The following is a 24344-nucleotide window of genomic DNA, read 5'->3' on the forward strand; positions in this document are numbered from 1 at the left end:
TGTCGACTTTGAATATTGAAAATTCGAGTCTTTTTCTAATCTTAGGAACTTTTGGGGAGGCCCAATTGAAGACAGCAATATTTGCAGGTGGCAAAGGATCCCGCCTGATCGAAGAAACCCGCATCCGTCCCAAGCCTCTGGTTGAAATCGCCAACCGGCCTATCCTTTGGCATATCATGCAGCACTACTCGACCTATGGGCATCACGATTTTGTCTTGGCCCTTGGGTATATGGGCGATCTGATCAAGCAGTATATATCCGATCTATGCCAGCACGACGGAAACCTCCGAGTGGATTTCGCCAAACGCGAATTGTTCGGCGAGCCCGAATATCACAACAGTGTGCTGGACGCGCAGATGCCGCCCTGGACGGTCGATCTTATTGATACTGGGACCAATACCATGACCGGCGGGCGCCTTGCCCGACTACAGCCTTATCTGGGCAACGAAACTTTCATGCTGACCTATGGCGACGGCGTGTCCAACGTCGACCTTGATGCGTTGCTGGCCTTTCACAGGTCACATGGCAAGCTGGCCACGATCACCATGGTACGACCCCTTACGACGTTCGGCCATTTGCAGGTCCGCGAAGATGGTTTGGTCGAAGGCTTCATGGAAAAACCCGAAACCGCTGCTGACTGGATCAATGGCGGGTTTTTCGTACTGGAACCCGAGGTGTTCGACGCAGTGGCGGACGTCAATGGCGACGAAATCATGTGGGAAGAAGGCCCTCTGCCCAAGCTGATGGAATTGGGCCAACTAATGGCCTATCGCCATTCCGGCTTTTGGTATTGCATGGATCACCTTGCCGACAAACGTCGCCTTGAAGATATGTGGAAAAGCGGCAACCGGCCCTGGGCAACCTGGGAAAACGCGAATGGCAACGCGCCCCAGGCCCCAGAAGATGGCAACGGAAAACACCGCCCCGGAATAGGCCGAGGCGGCAATCCCGGCGATTGGGTGCGATACAAGTCCCTGTGACACAAACCGCCATTCGGGCCGGGCATAGACCGTCTGTCAGAAAGGCGTTGCGATAAGGCGCGAAGCTTGGATCAGGTCCAGGCGTGCGTTGTGTGTAAGGAGTAAAAGTGTGACCAGTTCCGCAGTTTCCGCACCGGTGCGACGCGAGGTATTGATATTCTCGCAACGCAAACTCAACGCAAATATCTCTCGGTGCTCGGGCTATGAGTTCGAGGATGTCGTTGCCGAGATCGAGGACGCGCAGGTTCTGACACCGACCCGTACCAGACAACCTCGCATTCCGTTGAATCCCAAGCGATGGTTGTCCAAACGGACGGACCTTTTTCAGCACTGGCCCTCTGGTGTGCCGCAATCTCGCTTGACCAAGGGTTACGATCTTTTTCTTTGCAATATTCAAAGACCTGATGAGCTATTGGTACTGGATGCGGTACCGAACTGGCGCGAGCAGTGCGACACGGCAGTCTGTGTACTGGAAGAGGTTTGGAGCGGCGATATCGACCTATACACTCCGTTGATCAAGTCCCTCTCGCAATTCGACCTGATCGCCTGCGCCTTTGCCGAAACCTGCGGCATGATTCAGGATCTGACCGACACCCCCGTCATCCAGATGCCCGCCGCCGCGGATATGGTCAGGTTCGCGCCCGACTCCCTGAACGTCGATCGGCCGGTCGACATGTATTCCATGGGCAGACGCCGCGCTGAATTGCACCAGAACCTGCTTGCTGCAATCAAGCAGAGACAGGGCTTTTACATCTACGATTCTGCCACCAAACCCCCGATCACCGGCGATCATACGGTGCATCGCGATTTGCTCGCGAATCTGATTCAGCACTCAAAGCTGTTCATGGTGGATATCGCCAAACTGGGCCATGCAGACCAAAAGGCAGGCAATATCGCCTGGGGCCCGCGACACATTGAGGGCTTTGCAGGCGGTGCGATTCAGGTCGGATACGCCCCGGATATGGAGGACTATCATCGGTTCTTCGACTGGCCCGACTCGGTCATCAGATTGCCCGAAGACCCCGATGAAGCCTTGGAAAGGATCGTGGCCCTTTGGGATGATCCCGCCGAACAGGACCGGATTCGCAGGGTCAATTTTGCGCACGGCCTGCAAAAACACGACTGGATGCATCGTTGGGCGCAAGTGTTGGACCATCTTAACCTGCCCGAGCCCGACGGTATGCTAAAACGTCGTCAGCACCTTTCAGATATCGCGGGGAAACTAGGTGCAACGCAACAGGAACAGACACTTGGTCCGAATGCCTTGGCGGCCACTTGATCCATCCCATTTCTGTGGTGAAGTCGTGGGGCGGCAGGTCGCACTCAGTACCCCCTCAAAACCAGTCAAAAAACCAGAACGTGCTAAAATCAAACTTGCCGCCCACACGAGAAGAATGACATTGTGGCAAAATTGTGTCCACTCCTCGAATGGAAACTGATTGTTAACTTTTTGGAAACTATCGCTTGAAAACCGATTCGATTGATCGCTTTCAGGAATCGCGTTCGCCTGAGAACACGCTCCCCGTATCAGTCGTTTTCGATCAGCGGCCAGCTTGTGTCCTTGGCTGAAATCTCAGTCACTTCATGCGGCCACGTTATACTAAGCGCGGGGTCGTCGTACCGAAACCCACCCTCATTTTGCGGCGAGTAATACTCGTCAACCATGTAACTGGCGACTGAGTCTGGCTGAAGCGTTTGAAACCCGTGTGCAAAGCCCTTGGGCACATACATGGCAAGTCCGTTCTGTGCGCTCAATTCAGCGCTGAAACTCTGCAGATAGGTCTTGGAACCGGGGCGAATATCAACAATTACATCGAACAACGCGCCCGCAACACATCGGATCAACTTGGTCTCTTGCGCCGGGGCGTGTTGGAAATGCAGACCGCGCAAAGTCCCTGCGTCACGGCTGAGGCTCATGTTCCCCTGCACGAAATTGGTCACAAGATCATGCGCTGCGAACTCTTGCGCGCAGAACGTCCGGGCAAAGAAGCCGCGATCATCGCCGCGCCGCTCCAACTCGATCAGATAGGCACCGGACAGAGGCGTTTCCTGAAAGATCATCGTTGTCCCCTTTTCCTTCCACTGCCGATGGTTAGGACACCGCAGGCTGCAGACCGATACCTTCGTACCGAGAAACGCTGTCCTTGGGTATCATCCGGCGTCCGTCGATCACCAAAGGCTGTACCGTTTGACCGTTCAACAGCATGGGAAGCTCGGAAAACTCGGGCCAACGCGTGACGATCATGACTGCATCTGCCCCATTTAGAGCCTGTTTCAGATCGTCCTCATAGGTAATCCTGTCCCCGAACAGTGCTTCGGCCTCATGCCGGGCAATTGGATCATAAGCGGTCACAACAGCCTTATCTGCCAACAACTCGCTGATAATGGTCAAAGCAGGGCTTTCGCGGATATCATCCGTACCCGGCTTGAACGCCACGCCCAGAACAGTGACGCGCCGCCCGGCCAAAGCCGGGATATGCGATCTGAGCCGGTCCATCATCTGATGCGGCTGTTTGGTGTTCGTCTGGATTACCGCGTTCAGCAGAGGCATGGGTGCACCTGCGTTTTCGCCATAGGCAATCAACGCTTTTACATCCTTTGGAAAGCAACTTCCGCCAAAGCCGCAACCCGCCGCCAGATAGGTTATGAACCCCGGCCAGACCCTTTCCGCGTTGTCCGGCAGGATCGGCGTGAACCGCTTGTCCAGATGCATCCCCTCCATCGCTTCGACAACGTCGACACCGACCTTGGCACAGAGATTTCCGATTTCATTCGAAAAGGAAATCAACGTCGCCAACAAAGAGTTGGCTGTATATTTGATCATTTCCGCTGTCGCCGGGTTTGTCCGCACAATGTCGACGCAGGGGAAAACCGAATAAAGCTCATCCATCACGGCGATTGCGCGACTGTCATTGCCGCCGATCACGATCCGGTCGGGATGCATGAAATCGGCAATCGCTTCACCCTCTTTCAGAAACTCGGGGTTCATACCGGTGCCGAAATCCTGGCCTGCTTTTTTGCCAGAGGCTTCCTCAAGAATGGGCGTGACCACCGTATCCGTCGTGCCGGGCACCACCGTGCTTTTGACCACCACGACATGGTAGGCGTCTTTGTCTTTTAACACCTCGCCAATCTGACGGGACACGTCGCGGATGTATTTGAGGTCAATTTCACTGCCGTCGAACGGCGTTCCAACCGCTATCAGTGAAATGTCTGAATTGAGCACCGCTTCGCGCAGGTCTGTTGTTCCGCGCAGGGTCTTGCCAACAGTTTCGCGCAACAGCTCGGCCAGTCCGTCTTCGTGTATGGGCGGGGTACAGGCGTTGATCTGGTCGATTTTTTGCTGAACCGTGTCCACGCAAACCACATCGTGCCCTTTACCCGCAAGACAAGCGCCTGAAACCAGCCCAACATACCCTGTTCCGATAACCGAGACGCGCATCACTTATCCTCTGACTCTTGATTGTCGCTGTACCACAGCAGCGCACGCCGCAGGCCCTCATCCACGCCGATCTCGGGGTCATATCCGATTTCGGCGCGAGCCTTGGCGATCACCGGACACCGGCGGTTTGGGTTGTCGACCAGATAGTCCTTGTCGTCCGAGACCTGAAACACGACCTTGCCGGAATACCCGAATTCATCCTTGGCAATCGCGGTGACACGCTCGGCCAGATTGGCCATCGAAATCTCAGGTTCTTCGATCCCGATATTATAGGCCTCACCCGGTTTTCCGTTCAGCATGATCTTGTAATAGCCACAGACCGCATCGGCGACGTAGCAAAACGTCCGGGTTGGTGCGCCATCGCTGAGCATTACGATATCGCGCCCCGCAAAGATATCGCGGGCGAAATCCGGCAAAACCCGCCGGTCCGAGATCTTAAGCCCCGGCCCATAATTGTTGAAGGGCCGCGCGATCGTGATCGGCAGGTCGTGCTGTTGCGCGAACACGACGCACAGCGTTTCTCCATACCGCTTGGATTCGTCGTAACAGGCGCGTGGGCCAGTGCAGGACACATTGCCCCGATACGTCTCGGGTGTGGGAATGTTTTCGGGGGTCGGATCGCCGTAAATCTCGGAGGTCGAGTAGAACAGGAACCCTTTGATCGGCTTGCCCTTTTGAGCCTGTTTCAAAGCATATTCCAACATATACCTCAGGCCACCAACATTCGCGTCCATCGTCTCGAGCGGGTGTTGGCGATAGTAGATCGGTGACGCGATCGAGGCCGCGTGGATGATATAGTCATAATCGCCCATATCATCCGGCAGGGGGTTCGTGATGTCATGCGTGGCCAAGGTCAGGTTGGCATCACCTTCGATCGCTTTCAGCCAATCGGGAACGCCCCGGATATAATTGTCGAAAACGGTCAACGAGATCGGCTTTTGGCCGGACAGCTTGTTCCAATGCAGGACGGATTGGACAAGGTAAAATCCCAGAAACCCTGCGCCTCCGAGGATCAGAAGGTTTTGACCCGACATGGCTTGAAACTCGGGCCCAATCTTGCGGGCGATATAGTCTAAATCAGCAGAAACAACATCTTGAGCAGTTTTCACGAGAGTTTTCTCTTTAAAGTTAAGGACTGGTAACAGGGAACATTTCGTCTTGTTGCTGGCGCAGTTTGACCGTGAGGCTATCGGTTGGCAGATCGACATCGTCATATGTCAGGACGGCATCTTTCGAGATATCGCGCTTTAGCGTTGCGTTCTCGGCCAGACCAATCGGTAGCAGGTTCTGCGACCGCACCACGTCATAGTTTTCGCACATGCCATAGGTCATGTATCCGCCCAGACCATCCAGTTTGGCCCCGGCTTTCAGGTCGGTCTTGGCACAGGTGATTACATCCACGACGGGACCGGCGATAGGCGCGATCACGGTATCCTGGGCCAAAGCCACACGCGCGGCGGACAGCGGTACCTCAAAAATCGTCAGGTGGTAAGGCACATAAAAGCTGTAAAGGTCGTTCTGCCCCAGTTTGCCATAGTTCAGATAGTGGCGCTGCATATCGTCCTGCGCCTCGGCAAAGACGTATACGCCGGGGCTGGGCTGACTACCGACCACATACTCAACGATCCCGCCTAATGCGCGGATCTGGTCAAGATCATAGGCCCCGGTCAACTCGTCCACATGACCTTTGTGCTCAATCCCGATCATGCCACGTTGCGCCACTTTGAACCCGGTTGCATTGGCCACAATTGCCTGCTCGAAGCTGATCTTGGTGCCATCCGCGAACGAGGTGACCATGTGCGGGGTTTGCCCCCATTGCTTGGCGAAACCCTCCTGCGTGGTCGGATTGCGGTAACGATCCTGCAAGCCCTTGATGTTGCCGCAAACCCGAGGGATCAGACCGATGCTTTCAACAAATCGCAGCAGGTTGATCTGCACGCCCGGCTGATCGCCATCACATCCAGTCAGAATAACGCCCGCCTGATCTGCCATTTGCTTAAGCAGAGGCCCGACCGTGCTGTCCAACTCGGCATTCATCAGAACCATGTGTTTGCTGTTCTCAATCGCAGCTGTCGTGACCCGAGCGCCGTATTCCACATGGCCAGTTGCTTCGATCAACACATCGACCTGTGACATCGCACAGGCCACCAAAGGGTCTGCGGTGATCACGGACTTGCCCTGTTCGACGGCTATGTCAGCGGCAGCGACAGTTTCAGCTTCGACGATATCACTGGGGGGAACGCCGGCATCCAGCAATGCCTGCCGCGCGGCGGAAACAGTGCGGTTACACAAGACGCCGACATGCATTCCGGGGGTATATCGCACAACCTGATTGACCAGACCGCGCCCCATGAACCCGGCGCCAAATACACCGATCCGGACTGGATTATTCTCGGCAGCACGGTTCTTGAGAAGGGTATCGACAATGATCATTTACATACAACCAATAAAAAAACTAACAGTTCGATCTTTGCGCCAGTAGATAGCAAATGGCAGTCTTTAGTCAGACTGGGCCTTGCGCAAACCAACGCGCTTTGCTCACAAGCACTTGATCAAAGGATAAACTGGAATCGTGATTCACATAAACGATTCGATTTATCTGAGCATTCAGTGGCTGATTGAACACGGCGCATTCCAAAGAATAGTCAAAAGTGACACCGGATTCGGGGGTGTGCTTCCCTTAAAACCATCCGAACCATGCGTCACTCGCCTCGTGATCAATGGCTCGGTGCGCTCCGCATCTGTCAGCTCTGTCAATTGGACCCTAGGCCTGCTGCAGACGCCGCTTTGACCTGGGTTTCTTCAAGAATGGACAGGCAGCGTCGACAAAATGTTTCCGACGAATGTTTTGCAAAGTTTTGAATTGGAAACAGGACAGCTTGACTGGGTAAATCAGAGGAAATGCGCTTCATATGCCGCCAGTAGGAAGGGTCGTCGAACTTAAACCCCCCTTCACAAACAAAGATTTCACCTGAAACGTTATCGATTACCAAGTCATGCGCGAAAAAACCGTGGCCAAGAACATGGTGTAGATTCCGCGCTATGCCTTCGAATGCCTCAGCATTTGGGACGACCAGAGCGTCGTTCAGGTATTCGACCAAAGCGGGTTCAAGGGGAGTATCTTTGGCATGCACACTAGGGTTCTCTTCCTTCGCGTCGCGGGCCCTTGGATATGAATGAAGGATCGTGTCGTCGGTGCAAACGATTCTGACGGTCGTGTAGAACAGTCGGCCGTCGTACTCGATCCGCGTGTCAATGAAGTCAGTAAATATCCGCCGTTCATCCTCAGCAGGTAGTGCCTCGGTTCCCTCTTGAATCTCGGTCGGTAAGGCCGTCCCGAAACGACTTCTGACGAAGCCCCCGGTTTCCCTGAGCGTCGGAACCGGGATACCAGCATCCACAAATGCCTTGTGCGACGCCAGCTTGTCCGCCAACAACTGACCAGCCTCGGCGGTATTGAATGTCGCGATGGCTTTCTTTTCGAGATCCAGCACCTTCGCACTGAAAATATCACTATGGTCTTCACCAAATAGGTGGACCAGAAAAACCGGCACTTCATCGCTCAGAGACGCATCCAATTCAGCAACATTCGACGCCCATTCGGTTGCGAACCCATTCCTTCGCAAAGTGTCACAGAACGTCGGAAGGAACTCGAATGCCGAAACCTTTCCGTTGGCGAGTGGCCCAGCCTTTGTCAGGGCCGAAAATACGACTTTTGCGCGTTTGTCGGTTGGCTGCGATTCTTTAATTAGCCGATCGAGGATAAAAAGCGGTATCTTCGGAGAAATCTGCAGTACTTGCTTGGCGAATTCTTTTAACACAATGGAATTCCAGTCTAAAACAGAGTAACAAACCGAAGTTTCAAAACTGCCGTCTTGCTTCGCTAACAGACACCTAAAGCTTTTTGACCATTAGCTGGTCTGTCGTTCCCGCTAAAAAACGTAGCTTCCTTGTCGGTAAAACCTTACTTGGAAAACTTGACACATTTGCAGTTCTCTCGCAACTCGGCCGTCGTTTGCCGCAAGACGGGTACGAAAATCGAGTTATTCCATCAAAGCGACGACCCATAGTCCCGATAGTTTCCAAGCTCCTGCTGCCCAGTGAAAGCGATATTGACTAACCATACCCTTAGCTTCGGTCTTTGCCAGGCCGCGTCGCTCTTGTGTCTGAGGTCCTTTCCCAAAAGGATATCGCTTTTCCGGCAAAGCGGTGATCCGTGAAGGGTTCGAAATTTAAACCCTTTGCTAAGGCGTTCTCGCTGTGGTTCGTTGGGTACAGTTCAATCGGTGTCACTATGCTTCCGTATTGCTTTCGGAAACCAAGTGAGAACGTATGGCCACCTTTGTGCAACCAATCGACAGCTTGTGTTTATTCGAAAAAGTGGTGAGCCGTGCAGGATTCGAACCTGCGACCCACTGATTAAAAGTTCGATTTCGGCTATATGTATTTACTGTATTAGTCAACACATATCACAATAAAACAGTGACCTATTCCGCTTCCATCTGATCAAGCTTACGTCTCACACAACATCTGGTAGCCCCGTTTTTGGCCCCGCCAAGTTCCTTGGGCTATAGCATAAAGATTTCATATGTACTTACGATACTCGCCACGACATATAGACAGTCGGTAACAACCAAACCACAACATATGAAGGGAAAACACGTGGCTGAACTAAAGAAGCTAAAATCGACCAACGTCGGAAATCTGCTGGAAAGGACCTTTTCACCCAGAGAGATGATTTTGGAGCCGTGGTTGCGGAACGAAGAGACCTGCATCCTGTGGGCTGCAACAGGCGTCGGAAAGACCATGTTCAGTCTAGGGATGGCTTTGGCAGTTGCTGGAGGAGGGACCTTGGGAGACTGGACCGCACCGAAAGCCAGACGGGTTCTGTATATCGACGGCGAAATGAACATCCGTGACCTTCAAGAACGACTTCGGATGATGGTTGAAAATCGGGGCATCGTTGAAACGCCAGAGCAAAGGAACGACGCCCTGAACAACCTGACAATCATAGCCAGACAAGATCAGGATTTGGGGTCTACCTTCTACGACATTACGGACCCAGAACACCAAGAGGTATTAGTCAAGGAGGTAGCCGGAAATTACGATCTTATGATTCTGGACAACTTCACCACACTGACCAATGGCCTGGACGACGAGAATGATGCGACCGCTTTCAAAAAGGTTCAGGACTTGTTTCTGGAGTTGAAGCGGGATGGAGTGTCGACGGTACTAATCCATCACGCCAATAAAGGGGGTAAAAGTATGCGTGGGTCCACGGCGCTTGCTGCAACCTTCGAAGTAATTATCGGTCTCAAAAAGCCAAAACTATCCTCCGCTGGGCAAGCGAAATTTGTAGCCGAGTTCGAAAAGTACCGCTCCAAGGGCGACAACCGTATAGAAAACCGCACATGGACACTGGAGGAAAATGGATGGGTTGTTACCGAAGACTTGCCGGAGGACCCCAAGGAAGAACCGGTGTATCTGGCCCTAATAAGCCTTCAGTATACTTCAGGCCGTGAAATTGCGGACGCATTGGGAATCGGAAAAACAACGGTTGCTAATAAGATAAATTATTTGATCGCACATGGGGTCATCACAGCAACGGAACGAGATGAGTGCTACAGAAAGGCAAAAGAACTCCGGAAGCCTGAGGGCTATACTTCGGTAGATTTTGTGAATGACAACGATAACGCCGTGGTTGAGGCTTTTTGAGCTGGTATTCAGAAGGGGGGCATTGCCCCTCTTCATAGGGGTGTCCACTGTCCATATGCACTAGTGGGACAGGACACGGGACAACCCATCTATTGTTGAAAATCTCCCGCCTGACAGAATGCCTTTCCGTTGCCCGCTGTAGGTCAACAGTGCCTGTGATTATATTGGTGCAGCGCTTCCCTCAGATAGTCCCTCAGATCATCAAAGGGGTATTCGGCAGCTTCGCCAAGTTCGCTTCGCAGGTTCTCTAGGGAAAAGTAACAGTGTACAGCTTCACAGAGGTGGCTAAACACCCATTCTTTGTCTGGGTTGCCTCGCATCCAGTGTAGCACCAAAACGGCGAACAATGGACCATCTCCCTGTTCCAAGAACTGAACGAAAACCGGGACTGAAACACATGCCGCAAAATTGGCTGCAACAACGTTCCCTTCGTCTGCTCGAAGAAGTTGAGACACCTGAATTCCTGCATCCTTCATGGCCTTCTTACGATTGTCGTAGAGGTTTTCGTAGGTGTCCGCCAAAGCGTTGCCACGCTTCTCCACCTCATCTTCTAAATGAAGAGGAATTCCTTCAGCGTTCCTCACGAGGTCCTTGAATTTCTGCCTGTACTTCACGCAATTTATTCCAGCATTCATACCAAGGAGGCTCTCGTAGGATGTTTTGGTGTCGAGCATTCAGTTTACCATTCTTGCTTCAGGTCGCTAAGGGATAGCACCCACGGCCCGCTACAAAAGGTAAATGCCAAGTTAAGTTCCTGCTGTTGCCTAATTAGAACGAAGGTTGTTTCACTCCAGCCTACACACAAAAGACCATGGAGGCTGACGAGTCGCAGCCGGGTTTAGTTGCGATCTGGTCACAACCCACAGTGGAGGAAGAAGCCTTCTAGACCATACCGCTCAGAAGATTAGTAAAGGCAGAAGGCAAGTAGTTGGGGAGTGTCGAGCCGTGACCGAAGAAATGTACAGCTACGACTTTTTGATCGAACACTACTTCGAATGTGCTTTCACGGACGAAGGTTTGGCTCGTCGGGAAGTCTATCGATCAGATGAAGGGTTTACTGGAGTGATAACCTCTTACAAACCAAGTGATTTTGCATGCAATGACCTAGTATTGGAGTTGTGGCAAAAGGATGGGCAGAGCATTCGGACAATCGACAACGCTTGGCAAAGGCTTCCTATTGGAGAGGGCGATCACGTTTTGTGTATTTACGACCCGATCAGGTCTTCTGCACCCTTGCTAGCAAGGCGGCACACTACACAAAAGGACGCTTGCATCGAGATGATTCATAGATTTGATCGGTTGGATCAACTCGTCAAATCAATAGGGGACGAAAAATGGGACGATAGTGGAAAGTGGTTTGACTACGAAAGAGACGACTTTGTTGTTCAATTCGGTTAACGAATAACGCCAGCATTGGCATGTTACCAAGGGGTTTGGTGAGAGGCTGGCGCAAATTCCAACAACAACAATAACAACACTAAATACCCCCTGTTTTTTGAAGCGCCACCTCTAAACCCCCACCCCCTTTTCATTCTGAAACGACTTCTCTCCGGCCTACCGCCCGGCGCAGCAAGGCTCTAAGCCTCTGCCACTAGACCTTGCCCATATGGCAGACGCAGTGGAAATGCTGTCACAGAGAACTTCGGGTTGCCTGAGCGTGTCTGAGTAGTGCGGCCATCGGAATGACCGCAATGCGGACAAAGCGGTCAGTGGTTCTCCAATCAAATCGGCCGACCTTGGGTTTACAGTACACGGTTGTGGAGAGTGAGAAGGATTAGTTGTCTTCACTTCCGGAAGTATAGTGTCTCAATTGGCACCCTTATTGCATGCTGAGCAGGACGTTATGGCTCACGAGCGTCCTGATACCCTCCGGTTAAGCCCTTTTGAGTGTCAGAGGTATCGTCCCAAAATTAGGTTGTTGGTTGTTCGGGTGCGTCACCCAGAGCCAGCAGCAAAAGAATAGCCAAAAGGGGTGATCCAACCAGACCGATCAGGAACCAGATCAAACCAGACCGGTTGCGCCGCCCTGCCATCGTGATCGGCAGGATATAAAGCCAGATCACGACAACCAGCAAGATGAGCATAAAAATCAACTGGATAACTGGTGCGTCCATGAAATTTTGCCTTTCGTATCTTGACGCCATTTTTAAAACGGCTGATCCGGTTAGATAGACAATGGCCCGAAAGCGTTTTCGTGTATTAATTTAGCCCAACATGGGTCCCAGGCGTCCCAACCCTCTCCCTTTGGGTTCCTTGGCTATCAGACAGTGCCGTCCAAATGTTTGGTGTTTTCCGGGTCACAAGGTAGCAAGGTCGGCAAAACGGATAAAGTGGGTGTTCAAGGAACCTTTTAAAGCGCCTTTTCAATGAACTTTGAAAAAAGCTCACCCTGCGAGTTGATCCTAAGTTTCGCGTAAATGTTGCGTCTGTGGATGCGGACTGTGCCTGGAGAGATGCCGAGAATTGTGCCAACAGCTTCTGCCGAATGGCCTTTCAATGTGAACTCAACGACTTCTCGTTCTCGTGACGTCAGAACGCCATCGCCAAATGCCTGGAATGCTAGATCAACGCGACGACTAACGCCATTCGCTGCGGCGCCGCGGGCCATCGTTGGAAAGTCACTCCAATGTTTGCAACAGGCTGCCCGAACGAGCGGCCATAGAGCTTGCAAATGACGAATTTCCTTGGCGGAAAAAGGCTTCTCTGCTCGCATGAGCGAGACCACAACCATCCCAACGCCTGGGATATCGATAAAGTAGCCAATCTCCTCTGCTAACCCAGTCCTTTTGTAATAGCTGCGATAGTATTCGCCCTGATAGAACCTGTCCGGTGCGATATCGCGCATGCGGTACAGACCCGGTGTTATTGGTTTTGTCGCGGCCAAAAAAAATGGATCAAGTACGTAGGGCCCGGCTTGGTAATCCTCAACAAAAATACGCCGTTTGCTTTTGGGGAAATCGTCGTGAATGTCTATTGGTGCTTCGGTTCCGACATGGCCAAACACCACCGTAAAATCAAATGGTGCGACCTGCCGTAAGCCATCTGCCAAAGCACATGGAAATTCTGGGGTTCCGATCTTCTCCACGACCCTGCCGGCCTCTTCCATCCAATCGTACACACGTCGCTCCAGATTTTCGAAAAGCACTTCTATACCCCAATTGTGGTATATACAGTTATTCCGAGTTATTGTTACTTTTTCCTTGTTTGAGTGGTATGCCAACAAATGCCAAAAAATCAAGCAAAAGGAAAACGGCAGTATATGAGCTTTGACATGAGCGTCACCATGCAGACGATTGCGGAACTCCGAGGAGTGACCAAGACCTTCGGGAATGTGGTCGCCGCCAAAGACCTGAATCTTTCCATTGGGAAAGGAGAGTTCCTGTCGTTCTTAGGCCCATCTGGTTGCGGCAAAACCACTGCGCTTAGAATGTTGGCAGGTTTCGAGAAGCCTACCGAAGGTCAGGTGTTGCTCGATGGAAAAGTCGTCAACGACTTGGATGCGCACCATCGCCCAGTCAACATGGTGTTTCAGCACTATGCTCTTTTTCCTCACCTAAGCGTGTTCGACAACATCGCGTACGGCCTGCGCCAACAACGACCACGCGTAGACAAACAAACAATCGCGACAAAGGTTGAGCAAGCGCTGGAAACTGTCCGTCTTGGTGGGTTTGGCCCACGTCGCATCTGGGAGATGTCTGGTGGTCAGCAGCAACGCGTCGCTTTGGCGCGTGCGATCGTAAACGAGCCCAAGCTTTTGCTGCTTGATGAACCAATGGCTGCTCTGGATCGAAAGCTTCGAAAAGAAATGCAGTTTGAACTGCAGAACCTGCAACGACAACTGGGAATAACTTTTGTCCTCGTCACGCACGACCAAGAAGAAGCGCTTTCAATGTCCGACCGAATTTGTGTGATGGAAGGCGGCAGTATTGTGCAGGTTGGCAGCCCACGCGAACTCTATGACATGCCCCGCAGCCGCTACGTGGCTGGATTTGTAGGCACCTCTAATTTCTTTGATGCAACTGTGACTGACTCAGCAGCCGACCAAATCACTGTGCGTTTAGCGAGTGGCCAAAAGGTGCACGGAACTCCGGAGATTCCAATAGATGCAGGGCAGGAAGTGTGCGTTAGTATCCGTCCTGAACAGATCACGCTGACCCGCGCGCTACCCACAGCTGAAATCGCTCTGCCAGTTACCATTCAAAATCGGATCTTCCTTGGGGAGCACACAGAATACCTTGCGCGCAATGAAGCACTGGGTGATTTCCATGTACTTGTGCCAAGGCAAGCGGAATTGAACGAGGGGACGTTCAATGCAGGAGAGCAGGCCTTTGTTTCATGGGGCGAAGGCGCACTGCTGATCCTGGAAAAATAACAAATCCCGCAATCCAACAACAGAGAGGTTCACAATGACCAAGGATAATGGGACTATTTCCAAGCAAAAGTTCATGGAAGAGCTTCGCCGGTACCAAAAGGGTTCGGTTACACGGCGACATTTCTTAGGCGTGACAGGTCTTGGGATGGCAACGGCCGTTCTGGGCACGGCCATTCCTGGGTTGCGTCCACGCCCGGCATTTGCTGCCGGGGACATTGGCGACCGAGTGATCCTCGCCACATGGCCGAACTACCATGACGAGATGAACTTCGAAGCCTTCACGGAAGCCACTGGCGCCCATGTTCAGGTCAATGTTTTTGGCTCGAACGAAGAGATGTTGGCAAAACTTCAGGCTGGAGGGTCTGGCTGGGACGTTTTCGTTCCAACCAACTACACGATCACTACGTATGTGGGTGAAGATCTGATCATCCCGCTCGATACGTCCAAACTGCCAAACTACGACGCAGGTTCATTCGAACAGCGCTTTTCCGATGCCGGTTCTGTCGATGGCCAGCTTTACGCGGTCCCAAAAAACTGGGGCACGACTGGCTTTGCAGTGAACACCAGCAAGCTTGACGGCGCTCCGACTCCAACCACATGGAAAGAGTTCTGGGACCTTACTATGGAAGGTTACTCAGGCCGGACAATGGTGCATGATTACCAACTCACCACCATCGGTAATGCACTGAAATACTTCGGCTACTCCTTCAACTCGGTCGATGAGAAGGAACTGGCGGATGCCGAGAAATTGTTGCTGGATGCCAAACCGCATCTGTTTGCAATCTCGTCGGATTATCAGCCACCGATGCGTAACGGTGACGCCTGGATGACGATGTGCTGGACAGGTGACGGCAAGCAGATGAATGTCGACATGCCTGAAATCGCCTACGTTCTGGGAACTGAGGGCGGTGAACTCTGGTCCGACTACTACGCTATTCCTAAGGGCGCACCCCATATGGATGCCGCTTATGCCTTGATCGACTTCCTGCTGAACCCGGAAGTTAATGCGAAAGAAGTCCTCGCCCACGGCTATCCATCGGCTGATGCTCGCACCAATGCGTTGCTGCCGAAGGAACTACTGGAAGATCCGATCCTTTATCCGGCAGCTGACCTTCTGAATGCACTCGAGTTCGGCGCGGCGGCTACACTAACCGATCCAAACCGTGCCGAGTTGCTCGCCCGCTTCAAGTCGGCCTAAGCGGCAAGGCCGCCAATATCGGAAAAGACGAGGACAAAATGACCGAACGAGGCAGAAAAGCACTGTTGCTGGCTCCAGCAGGAATATGGCTTTTGGTAATGCTAGCCCTTCCTCTGCTGGTCGTCTTCGTCTTTTCCTTTGGCGAACGGGGTGCCGCCGGAGGCTACGTTCCAGCGTTCACGTTGGAACAATATGCCAACCTTCCTGCGCGATGGACGGCGTTTAAGAACACTTTGATCCTTGCACCTCTGGGGACTATCGCTGCGTTGGTAATTGCCTACCCGCTCGCCTACTTTCTTGCAGTGCGTTGTTCACCAAAGTGGAGAACTTCGCTGTTGATCCTAGTGATCGTGCCGTTCTGGACATCGATCCTGATCCGGTCATACGCTTGGATTTTCATCCTTGGGGGGCGTGGCTTGCCCGCTTTACTGGAGTCGATCGGCATCGATGATATCCGCCTGATAAATACGCCGTTCGCTGTGCTTGTCGGGATTGTCTATGGGTATCTACCTCTGATGGTTTTCCCGATTTTTGTAAGCTTAGACAAACTGGATAAACGCCTTCTGGAAGCATCGGCTGATCTCGGCTCTACCCCATGGCGTACGTTCCGTCAGGTGACACTTCCTTTGTCGGTACCTGGTATCGCAACTGGCTGCATGCTGGTCTTCATCTTGCTGATGGGCGAGTTTCTGATCCCAGCGATCTTGGGCGGCGGAAAGGTCTTTTTCGTCGGAAATGCGCTGGTGGACCTGTTCCTGCAGTCTCGGAACTGGGCGTACGGATCGGCGGTCGCAATGACTCTGGTTGTCGTAATGCTTGTCACTGTCTCAATTTACATGAAATTCATCTCGCGCCTGGGTGGCCAGCGCGAAGATGTCTCGCTGATGTGAGGGTCCGATGCGCTTATACGCGATTTGCGTCTACCTTTTTCTCTATATTCCAATCGGCATCATCGCGCTTTTCAGCTTTAATGCCGGACGACACGCAAGCCAGTTCATGGGGTTCTCGACCCAATGGTATGGTAGAGCGCTGAACAACCCATTTGTAATGGACGCGCTCGAGACCAGTCTGCTTGCGGCATTAATAACTGCTTGCCTCGCATCCACTCTCGGAACCATGGCGGCCATCGCTTTACAAGGGGTTAAGGGATGGCTCCGAACTTTGTTTGATGCGATGATTTATATTGCGATAATGATACCCGGTATCGTCATCGGCATCGCGACACTCATTGCCCTGGTCACCGTATTCGGCTGGCTAAACCCGCTTCTTGCAAGCCTATGGCCCGATGGAGCAAATCCCCCGCAACTTTCCATGGGGATGCCCACGCTTGTCGCCGCCCACACCATGTTCACAATGGCGCTGGTCATAATCATCGTACGTGCAAGGCTATCGGGTATGGACCGCGCGCTCATGGAAGCTTCGGCTGACCTCTTTGCGACGCCCTGGGGCACCTTTCGACAGGTGACCCTGCCGTTGATAGCACCGGCAATTTTGGCAGGCTTCCTGCTCAGCTTCACTTTCTCATTTGATGATTTCATCATCGCGTTCTTCGTAGCTGGCTCAGAAACAACCCTGCCAATCTACATATTCTCATCCATCCGGCGCGGCGTAACACCCGAGATCAATGCCATCGGCACTATGGTTATGGGCGCGTCGCTCTTGTTGCTCGTAGCAGCGCAGCTGCTTTTGCGCCGAGGCGCCTCAAAATCGAATAATTAAATAAAGGAGCCAAGTGACATGCGGCTTGCAGGTAAGGTCGCGCTCGTGACGGGCGCGGGATCAGGAATTGGTCGGGCGGGTTCAATGGCAATGGCACAAGAGGGTGCGCATGTTGTGGTAACCGATCGCGATGCAACACTTGCTGAAGCCACTGTGGCCGCGATCGTAGCGCAGGGAAATCAAGCATCTGCCATACAGCTTGATGTGACCGATGACGATGCCCTTACCAGAACCATAGACGAAGCAGTTAAAAACTTCGGTCGGCTTGACGTGTTGCACTCTCACGCTGGGTTGCAGATCGAAGGAACGCTGGAAGAAGTGGAACCAGATGGAATGGATGCTTCTTGGGCATTGAATGTCCGCGCTCACTTCATTGCCGCGCGTGCAGCCGTCGCCCATATGAAATCACAAGGTGGAGGCAGCGTGATCGTCACGGCCTCCAATTCTGGGGTTCAATATGACCGGGGTATGATCGCCTATGCGACTACAAAGCACGCTGCTGTTGCGATGGTCCGGCAGATGGCAGCCGACTACGCTGTCCATGCAATCCGTTTCAATGCCCTATGTCCAGGATTTGTAGACACCCCTTTCAATGCAGGCTTCGAAAAGCAGATGGGAGGCCGTGCCAAACTGGAAAGCTACATCGAGCAGGCGATCCCCATGAGTCGATGGGCGACAGTTGACGAGATTGGCCATGGGATCGTCTATTTGGCTTCAGATGAATCCGCTTTTATGACGGGGCAAGCCCTGGTTATCGATGGCGGTGAATGCATTTAGTGATGGGTTAGACCGCTCAAGAGAATGTCTATCGCCGCAATTCATTTTGGCGAGCACATTTCAGTCCGCTTTGGGCTCAATGCGGTCATCCGACCATTGCCGTCAGCTTTCCATCCGATGTTTGTGAGGTGGCCGACTTCCAAACAACAACAATAATAACACTTATAACCCCCGTTTTTTGAAGTCGCCTTCCGAAACCCCTGCCCCCTCTTCATTCTGAAATGAGTTTTCTCTGGCCAACTGCCCAGCGCAAAAAGGCTTCCCAACCGCTGCCGATAGACCGTGCCCATGTGTCAGCCTCAGAGCGTGGCGCAAATGTCTGTCTATGGAGTCGGTTTCGGCTTTTGGCAGACACCCTGCCGCAACTTCCTAAACATCATTGGCAGACAAGGAGGCCATCACATGATGATCGGATATGCACGTACCTCGACACTGGAACAGAAAGCATCCCTAGAGGCTCAGAGAGAGTCACTGAGGGGCGTTGGATGCGAGAAGGTGTACGAGGAACAGATAAGTTCTGTGGCTCCCAGAGAGACCCTCAACGCCGCTCTAGAGTTCTGCCGGGAAGGTGACGTTCTGGTTGTGACCAAATTGGATCGCCCGGCCCGGTCTGTGAAACATCTCGGGGAAATTGTGGACGACCTAGAAGCTAGGAATATTGGCCTTCGGGTGCTGAACCTAGGCTTGGATACGTCAAATGCTACCGGAAAACTGATGCTGAATGTTCTGGGTTCCGTGGCTCAGTTTGAACGGGAGATGATGCTGGAACGCCAACGGGAAGGCATCGCCAAGGCCAAAGCAGAAGGCAAGTACAAGGGTCGGAAACCGACGGCCCGTATGAAAAAGAATGCGGTGCTGGACCACTTGGCCCTAGGTCACAGCAAAAGGGAAACCGCAGCACTTCTAGGGCTTTCCGAGCGGTCCGTTTATCGAATTGTCGCTGAATACCAAACTCCGGCCTTGTGGACGGAGAATACCGGCCAATCAACAACTTAAGAGAGTGCTGGCTTGGTAGACGCACAACCCTTACATATCACCTCACCCATGGCGTGTTCAGGGTACAATCGAGCAGGATATGTTAGATACATACTAGGACTTACAAAACTTCTCTGCGATAACACCGCGAGAACAGATGGAAGAATTGAAATGCTCTCGGAAAAGCGAAAAGAAAAAAACAAAAGCAATCTGGGAAAGCGCCTTAAGGACGCAAGAACCGCCGCCGGGTTCACCCAGAAAGCAATGGCTGACGAACTTGGCATCGAATACTACACGATGGTCAGTCAAATGGAGTTGGGTTACATCAGCATCCCTGCGACGCTTTGGGGGCCGATTGCTGACGTTCTGAAGATGGACAAGTCAGAGTGGGTGTTGCTCTGCCTGATCGAGTACCAACCAGAACTCTATCGTGCGTTGTTCCAAAATCGCAGTCGCCGTGAAGTCACCAAGTTCCTGACACTGCTGCGGAAAGGGCAGCTGGACGACTACCTGTCCGATTAGCAGAAAATGGGGCCGGGAAGCAACTTGACAGCAATGTATGTAGGTACTAAACACGCCTTCACGAAACTAGCTTCACAAAAAATCAAACCAAGACAAAAACGACGCAACCCTTACGCCAGCCAGCATGTATGTAGTTACTAAACTTATCTTCCGAAATTGACTGAACAAAACTGGAGACTGACAAGATGAAACTGTTCAAGAAAGACAACTCGCCCTACTGGCACTATCGCTTCATGGTGAACGGGAAACGGTACAGGGGAACGACAAAACGCACGTCCCAATCTGAGGCCAATCGGGTCATGATGGCCGAGTACAACAAAGTCATGAACAGACGCCAGCATGGGGAGAAGCCCGAGATTACTTTGCGGGATGCCTGCAAACTCACAGTTGCCACCGTAGAGGGCAGAACCGCCGAAAGTTACCAGTATGCGACCAACAAACTGCTGGGGCTAACAAAGGCCTTTGAGGGACGCTGGGCGTTGAATCCCGACCGTTATCTGTCATCGCTTACGGATGATGATCTGGATGATCACCGGCTAGCCCGACAGGAAGAGGGTGTGAAACCGAACACCATAAATCTCGAACTTCGGTTTCTGAAACGGATCAACAATCTATGCCGGAAACGCCACAAGGCGAATCCTGATTTGGATTTTCAGATGCTAAAGGGCTTTGTCAAATCTCGCTCCTTATCGACCGAAGAAGAGAGGGCGGTGATTGCGTACTGCCTCGAAAAAGAAGCCGAACACAAGGCCGGAGCATGGCAGAAGGCACACGACTTATTTGTCTATCTCATCGACACCGGAGTCCGTCTTGGGGAAGCACTCGGGATTGAGTGGGCTGACATAGACATGCAACGGAGGGTTATCGACAACTGGAACTACAAGACAGGGAAAGCGATCTTTGTGCCTATTAGTGACAGGCTGCACGAAGTTCTGTCCCGTAACCATGCCCAACGCCAACCCTTCGTTTCAATGGACAAGGCGGTGAAGAACCTGCGGGAAGCTATCGGGACCATGTGTCCATCCAGCAGAAGGGTTCTCGCTGAAAAGGGGAAAGCAACAATCCACTCCTGCCGAGACACCTATGCCACCCGGCTTCTGAACAACGGGATGCCTCTAGATAAGGTTTCACACCTGCTTGGTCACGCCACGCTGCAACAGACCCAAAAATATGCAAAGTATGCCAAGCAGCCTACAGCAGACGAGGCAAGGGCGATCCTCAATCAAAACGCCGCCTGAAAAACGGTGGCCCCGAATTTGGCCTTCGTATGGAGTTACTATACTTTCAGCGAAGGCCAGTTCACCCTCAAGTCGCTGATTTAATTTGAAAAAGTGGTGAGCCGTGCAGGATTCGAACCTGCGACCCACTGATTAAAAGTCAGTTGCTCTACCAACTGAGCTAACGGCCCACTCTTTTGTTAGGATCTTTCGATCCGTGGCGCTCTCTAAGGCATTTTCCCGATTGGGTGCAAGTCCTTATTTCACGCCTCGTTTCGCCTGTAATTTCTTACGTTCCGGCGACCCGATAGGCGGCCTAATTAGGCAGGGGACGCAGGGGGGTCAACCCCTTTTTTCAGGAATCTGCGCGATAGGGTGGATTCATTTCAAAGGCAGGGTTATATGCCCGCCATGCAACGAATACTGACCTCGGGTTTGCCCTTCATGAAGATGCACGGGCTAGGCAATGACTTTGTCATTGTGGATGCGCGTGCGCAAAGCATTGACCTGACGCCCGCTCTGGCAAAGGGAATCGGTCACCGTCAGTTCGGAGTCGGGTTCGATCAGCTGGCCGTGATCGAAAACGGTGAATCGGACGCGCATCTGGTGTTCTACAATGCGGATGGATCGACCTCGGCCGCGTGCGGCAATGCCACGCGCTGCATTGCCCGATTCCTGATGGAGGAAACCGGCAAGCCCGAGCTGACCCTGACGACGGAACGCGGCACGCTTTGTGCGCGCGACGCGGGCGACGGGCTGACCTCGGTCAACATGGGCCCACCGCAACTGGAGTGGCACGAGATTCCGCTGGCTGAAGAGGTTGATACGCTGGAACTGCCTATCGAAGGCGTTCCCTCGGCAACCGGAATGGGCAATCCGCACTGCACATTCTTTGTGGACGATGCCGAGGCCATCCCACTGGAAGAATTCGGATCGCGCTACGAATATCACCCGCTTTATCCCGAACGCACGAACGTTCAGGTGGCGCAGATCATCGGCCCCGATCACATCCGTATGCGCGTGTGGGAGCGCGGCGTGGGCATCACGCTGGCCTCGGGCTCGTCTTCGTGTGCCACGGCGGTGGCGGCTGCACGGCGTGGCCTGACCGGGCGCAAAGTGCAGATCGAGCTGGATGGCGGCACGATCTGGATCGAATGGCGCGACGATGGCGTTTGGATGACCGGTCCCAGTGCCCATGTATTCTCGGGCACGCTGACCCCCGAATTTCTGAGGACGCTGGGATGAGCGCGCCCAAGTTCACTACTCTGGGCTGCCGCCTGAACGCCTACGAGACCGAGGCGATGAAAGAACTGTCGCAACAGGCGGGCCTGTCGAACGCCGTGGTGGTGAACACCTGCGCCGTGACGGCCGAGGCCGTGCGTAAAGCCCGGCAGGAAATCCGCAAGCTGCGTCGCGAGAACCCCGATGCCCGCCTGATCGTGACCGGCTGCGCTGCTCAGACCGAACCCGAAACCTTCGCCAAAATGGACGAGGTCGACGCGGTCATCGGCAATACCGAAAAAATGCAACCCGACACCTGGAAAGGCATGGCCGCCGATTTCATCGGTCAGACCGAGGCGGTACAGGTCGATGACATCATGTCCGTAACCGAGACCGCAGGCCACTTGATCGACGGCTTCGGCACTCGTTCGCGCGCCTATGTGCAGGTTCAGAACGGCTGTGACCACCGCTGCACCTTCTGCATCATCCCCTATGGCCGCGGCAACTCGCGTAGCGTCCCTGCGGGCGTGGTGGTGGACCAAATCAAGCGGCTGGTGGACCGGGGCTATAACGAGGTGGTGCTCACAGGCGTCGACCTGACCTCGTGGGGCGCCGATCTGCCCGCACAGCCCAAGCTGGGCGATCTGGTGATGCGCATCCTCAAGCTGGTGCCGGACCTGCCGCGCCTGCGGATCAGTTCGATCGACTCGATCGAGGTGGATGAAAACCTGATGCAGGCCATCGCGACCGAACCGCGCCTTATGCCACACCTGCATCTGTCGCTGCAGCATGGCGATGACCTGATCCTAAAACGGATGAAACGCCGCCACCTGCGCGACGACGCCATCCGCTTCACCGAAGAGGCCCGCAAGCTGCGCCCAGACATGACCTTTGGCGCGGATATCATCGCAGGCTTCCCCACCGAAACAGACACCCATTTCGAAAACTCGCTGAAACTGGTCACGGATTGTGACCTGACCTGGCTTCATGTCTTCCCCTACTCCAAACGCGAAGGAACGCCCGCGGCCCGCATCCCGCAGCAGATCAACGGCACCATCATCAAAGCCCGCGCCGCGCGCCTGCGCGCTGCCGGAGACGCTCAGGTCGCGAAACACCTGACCGCACAATTGGGCAAAACCCATCACATCCTGATGGAAAACCCACATATGGGCCGCACGGAACAGTTCACCGAAGTCACTTTCGATACGCCCCAACCCGAAGGTCAGATCGTAACCGCCTCGATCACCGATTACACGGACAGCCAACTCAAAGCCTGATCCGTCCTTCATCTGGCTAAAAATATCTCGGGGTTGAGTTGGCCGCAGGCCAAGAAGGGGCTGGGCCCTTTATCCCGCCAGAAACAAGAAACCCCCGCAACCGGATGGCGCGGGGGTTTTCAATTTCAGAAATGCAAAAGCCTTAGTGCTGACGCTTGCCTTTGACACCGGCCCACAGGCGCTTGTTCACCAGATACAGCAGCACCGACAGAACCGACAGGAAGATCACGCCGACAAAGCCGGAATACTTCCGCTCCATCATCTTGGGCTCAGCCGTCCACATCAGAAAGGCCGCAATGTCCTCGGACATGGCTTCTACCGTGGCAGGATGGCCATCGGCGAATTCGACCTGATCCTCGGACAGCGGCGGCCCCATCGAGATCCAACCACCGGGGAAGGCTTTGTTCTCGTACAGAATGGTGCCTGCCTCTTCCTTTTCCTCACCAGTATAGCCATCAAGCAGGGACGCGATGTACTCGGCACCACCCATGCCTTTGAAGAACTGGTTGATCCCCAAGCCGTAAGGGCCGTGGAACCCGGCGCGGGCCTTTGCCATAAGGCTCAGGTCCGGTGCACCGACACCAGTGTTTGCCGGGAAGTGATCGGTTGGGATCGCAGGACGGAAATCATCCAGTTCCGGATCGAATATTTCGAAATTCTCTGCCGAATAGGCGATGACTTCTTCTTCCGAATATCCCAACGCTTCCAGGTCACGCAGAGGTACATATTGCAGACCGTGGCAAGCCGCACAGACTTCGGTATAGACCTGAAGGCCGCGTTGAAGCTGGTTCTTGTCCCAGGTGCCAAACGGCCCCTCGAATGAAAAGCTGAAGTCCTCGATATGCTGCTCGCCGCCGCCTGCCGCGAAGGACGCAGCAGGGGTGAGAGCCAGAGCAAACGCGGCACCGATTGCAAGTTTCTTGAACATG

The 24344-nt window shown here is 53.4% G+C and carries 23 protein-coding genes and 1 tRNA gene; 14 read left to right on the plus strand and 10 right to left on the minus strand.

Annotation, left to right across the window (positions count from 1 at the left end):
• The first annotated feature begins 65 nt into the window (after nt 1–65).
• Nucleotides 66–980 (plus strand): glucose-1-phosphate cytidylyltransferase, encoded by a 915-nt coding sequence (gene rfbF / locus AC2FNR_RS19450; protein ID WP_496850879.1) that lies wholly within the window; start codon nt 66–68, stop codon nt 978–980.
• Nucleotides 981–1089: 109 nt separating this feature from the next.
• Nucleotides 1090–2259: a glycosyltransferase gene (locus tag AC2FNR_RS19455; protein ID WP_496850880.1), complete on the plus strand. Its 1170-nt coding sequence runs from the start codon at nt 1090–1092 to the stop codon at nt 2257–2259.
• 248 nt (nt 2260–2507) lie between these two features.
• Here the strand turns inward: AC2FNR_RS19455 and rfbC are convergent, their stop codons facing one another.
• The 5 genes from rfbC to AC2FNR_RS19480 form a co-directional block, all read right to left on the minus strand.
• The gene (gene rfbC / locus AC2FNR_RS19460) at nt 2508–3041 is read right to left on the minus strand and encodes a dTDP-4-dehydrorhamnose 3,5-epimerase (protein ID WP_480869051.1); all 534 of its coding nucleotides are present in this window, start codon (nt 3039–3041) and stop codon (nt 2508–2510) included.
• A 31-nt stretch (nt 3042–3072) separates the two neighbouring features.
• Nucleotides 3073–4422 carry a UDP-glucose dehydrogenase family protein gene (locus AC2FNR_RS19465; RefSeq protein WP_496850881.1) on the minus strand — a complete coding sequence of 450 codons (1350 nt, stop codon included), beginning with the start codon at nt 4420–4422 and terminating at the stop codon, nt 3073–3075.
• Nucleotides 4422–5531 (minus strand): NAD-dependent epimerase/dehydratase family protein, encoded by a 1110-nt coding sequence (locus AC2FNR_RS19470; protein ID WP_480869049.1) that lies wholly within the window; start codon nt 5529–5531, stop codon nt 4422–4424. The genes AC2FNR_RS19465 and AC2FNR_RS19470 overlap by 1 nt, the downstream gene beginning before the upstream one ends.
• Before the next feature lie 19 nt (nt 5532–5550).
• Nucleotides 5551–6855 carry an NAD(P)H-dependent oxidoreductase gene (locus tag AC2FNR_RS19475; RefSeq protein ID WP_209195820.1) on the minus strand — a complete coding sequence of 435 codons (1305 nt, stop codon included), beginning with the start codon at nt 6853–6855 and terminating at the stop codon, nt 5551–5553.
• A gap of 320 nt (nt 6856–7175) precedes the next feature.
• Complete coding sequence (locus tag AC2FNR_RS19480) at nt 7176–8243, minus strand: hypothetical protein (protein WP_496850883.1); 1068 nt, start codon at nt 8241–8243, stop codon at nt 7176–7178.
• A gap of 841 nt (nt 8244–9084) precedes the next feature.
• Here AC2FNR_RS19480 and AC2FNR_RS19485 point away from each other — a divergent pair.
• Nucleotides 9085–10137 (plus strand): AAA family ATPase, encoded by a 1053-nt coding sequence (locus tag AC2FNR_RS19485; RefSeq protein ID WP_496850885.1) that lies wholly within the window; start codon nt 9085–9087, stop codon nt 10135–10137.
• A 143-nt stretch (nt 10138–10280) separates the two neighbouring features.
• On the opposite strand, the gene AC2FNR_RS19490 is transcribed toward AC2FNR_RS19485, so the two are convergent.
• The gene (locus tag AC2FNR_RS19490; protein WP_496850886.1) at nt 10281–10811 is read right to left on the minus strand and encodes a hypothetical protein; all 531 of its coding nucleotides are present in this window, start codon (nt 10809–10811) and stop codon (nt 10281–10283) included.
• 271 nt (nt 10812–11082) lie between these two features.
• On the opposite strand from AC2FNR_RS19490, the gene AC2FNR_RS19495 reads away from it, so the two are divergent.
• The gene (locus AC2FNR_RS19495) at nt 11083–11535 is read left to right on the plus strand and encodes a hypothetical protein (RefSeq protein ID WP_496850887.1); all 453 of its coding nucleotides are present in this window, start codon (nt 11083–11085) and stop codon (nt 11533–11535) included.
• Between the two features lie 512 nt (nt 11536–12047).
• Here the strand turns inward: AC2FNR_RS19495 and AC2FNR_RS19500 are convergent.
• Together AC2FNR_RS19500 and AC2FNR_RS19505 are read right to left on the minus strand one after the other, a co-directional pair.
• Nucleotides 12048–12251 (minus strand): hypothetical protein, encoded by a 204-nt coding sequence (locus AC2FNR_RS19500; protein WP_058283652.1) that lies wholly within the window; start codon nt 12249–12251, stop codon nt 12048–12050.
• A 236-nt stretch (nt 12252–12487) separates the two neighbouring features.
• Entirely contained in the window at nt 12488–13255 is a 768-nt protein-coding gene (locus AC2FNR_RS19505; RefSeq protein ID WP_480536629.1) for a helix-turn-helix transcriptional regulator, read from the minus strand.
• 153 nt (nt 13256–13408) lie between these two features.
• Between AC2FNR_RS19505 and AC2FNR_RS19510 the strand changes: the two genes are divergently transcribed.
• The 8 genes from AC2FNR_RS19510 (at nt 13409) to AC2FNR_RS19545 (ending at nt 20938) form a co-directional block, all read left to right on the plus strand.
• On the plus strand, nt 13409–14509 hold the full coding sequence (locus AC2FNR_RS19510) for an ABC transporter ATP-binding protein (RefSeq protein ID WP_496850888.1): 1101 nt from the start codon (nt 13409–13411) through the stop codon (nt 14507–14509).
• A 34-nt stretch (nt 14510–14543) separates the two neighbouring features.
• The gene (locus tag AC2FNR_RS19515; protein ID WP_093962198.1) at nt 14544–15707 is read left to right on the plus strand and encodes an ABC transporter substrate-binding protein; all 1164 of its coding nucleotides are present in this window, start codon (nt 14544–14546) and stop codon (nt 15705–15707) included.
• A gap of 38 nt (nt 15708–15745) precedes the next feature.
• Nucleotides 15746–16597 carry an ABC transporter permease gene (locus tag AC2FNR_RS19520; RefSeq protein WP_093962199.1) on the plus strand — a complete coding sequence of 284 codons (852 nt, stop codon included), beginning with the start codon at nt 15746–15748 and terminating at the stop codon, nt 16595–16597.
• Between the two features lie 7 nt (nt 16598–16604).
• Nucleotides 16605–17426, plus strand: coding sequence for an ABC transporter permease (locus tag AC2FNR_RS19525; protein ID WP_093962200.1), 822 nt, complete (start codon nt 16605–16607; stop codon nt 17424–17426).
• Nucleotides 17427–17444: 18 nt separating this feature from the next.
• Nucleotides 17445–18203, plus strand: coding sequence for an SDR family NAD(P)-dependent oxidoreductase (locus AC2FNR_RS19530; RefSeq protein ID WP_093962201.1), 759 nt, complete (start codon nt 17445–17447; stop codon nt 18201–18203).
• A gap of 402 nt (nt 18204–18605) precedes the next feature.
• A complete protein-coding gene (locus AC2FNR_RS19535) occupies nt 18606–19199 on the plus strand; it encodes a recombinase family protein (RefSeq protein ID WP_496850889.1) in 594 nt (197 codons plus the stop codon).
• A 243-nt stretch (nt 19200–19442) separates the two neighbouring features.
• On the plus strand, nt 19443–19700 hold the full coding sequence (locus tag AC2FNR_RS19540) for a hypothetical protein (protein ID WP_170665997.1): 258 nt from the start codon (nt 19443–19445) through the stop codon (nt 19698–19700).
• Nucleotides 19701–19885: 185 nt separating this feature from the next.
• On the plus strand, nt 19886–20938 hold the full coding sequence (locus AC2FNR_RS19545) for a tyrosine-type recombinase/integrase (RefSeq protein ID WP_496850891.1): 1053 nt from the start codon (nt 19886–19888) through the stop codon (nt 20936–20938).
• A gap of 94 nt (nt 20939–21032) precedes the next feature.
• Here AC2FNR_RS19545 and AC2FNR_RS19550 read toward each other — a convergent pair.
• Nucleotides 21033–21108 (minus strand) — tRNA-Lys (locus AC2FNR_RS19550).
• 211 nt (nt 21109–21319) lie between these two features.
• Here AC2FNR_RS19550 and dapF point away from each other — a divergent pair.
• Together dapF and mtaB are read left to right on the plus strand one after the other, a co-directional pair.
• Nucleotides 21320–22162 carry a diaminopimelate epimerase gene (gene dapF / locus AC2FNR_RS19555; protein ID WP_496850893.1) on the plus strand — a complete coding sequence of 281 codons (843 nt, stop codon included), beginning with the start codon at nt 21320–21322 and terminating at the stop codon, nt 22160–22162.
• Complete coding sequence (gene mtaB, locus AC2FNR_RS19560) at nt 22159–23415, plus strand: tRNA (N(6)-L-threonylcarbamoyladenosine(37)-C(2))-methylthiotransferase MtaB (protein ID WP_170355727.1); 1257 nt, start codon at nt 22159–22161, stop codon at nt 23413–23415. The genes dapF and mtaB overlap by 4 nt, the downstream gene beginning before the upstream one ends.
• A 142-nt stretch (nt 23416–23557) precedes the next feature.
• Here the strand turns inward: mtaB and AC2FNR_RS19565 are convergent, their stop codons facing one another.
• Nucleotides 23558–24343: a cytochrome c1 gene (locus AC2FNR_RS19565; RefSeq protein ID WP_496850894.1), complete on the minus strand. Its 786-nt coding sequence runs from the start codon at nt 24341–24343 to the stop codon at nt 23558–23560.
• Nucleotide 24344: the final 1 nt, after the last annotated feature.

The sequence above is a fragment of the Ruegeria sp. SATB045 genome, assembly GCF_059613525.1.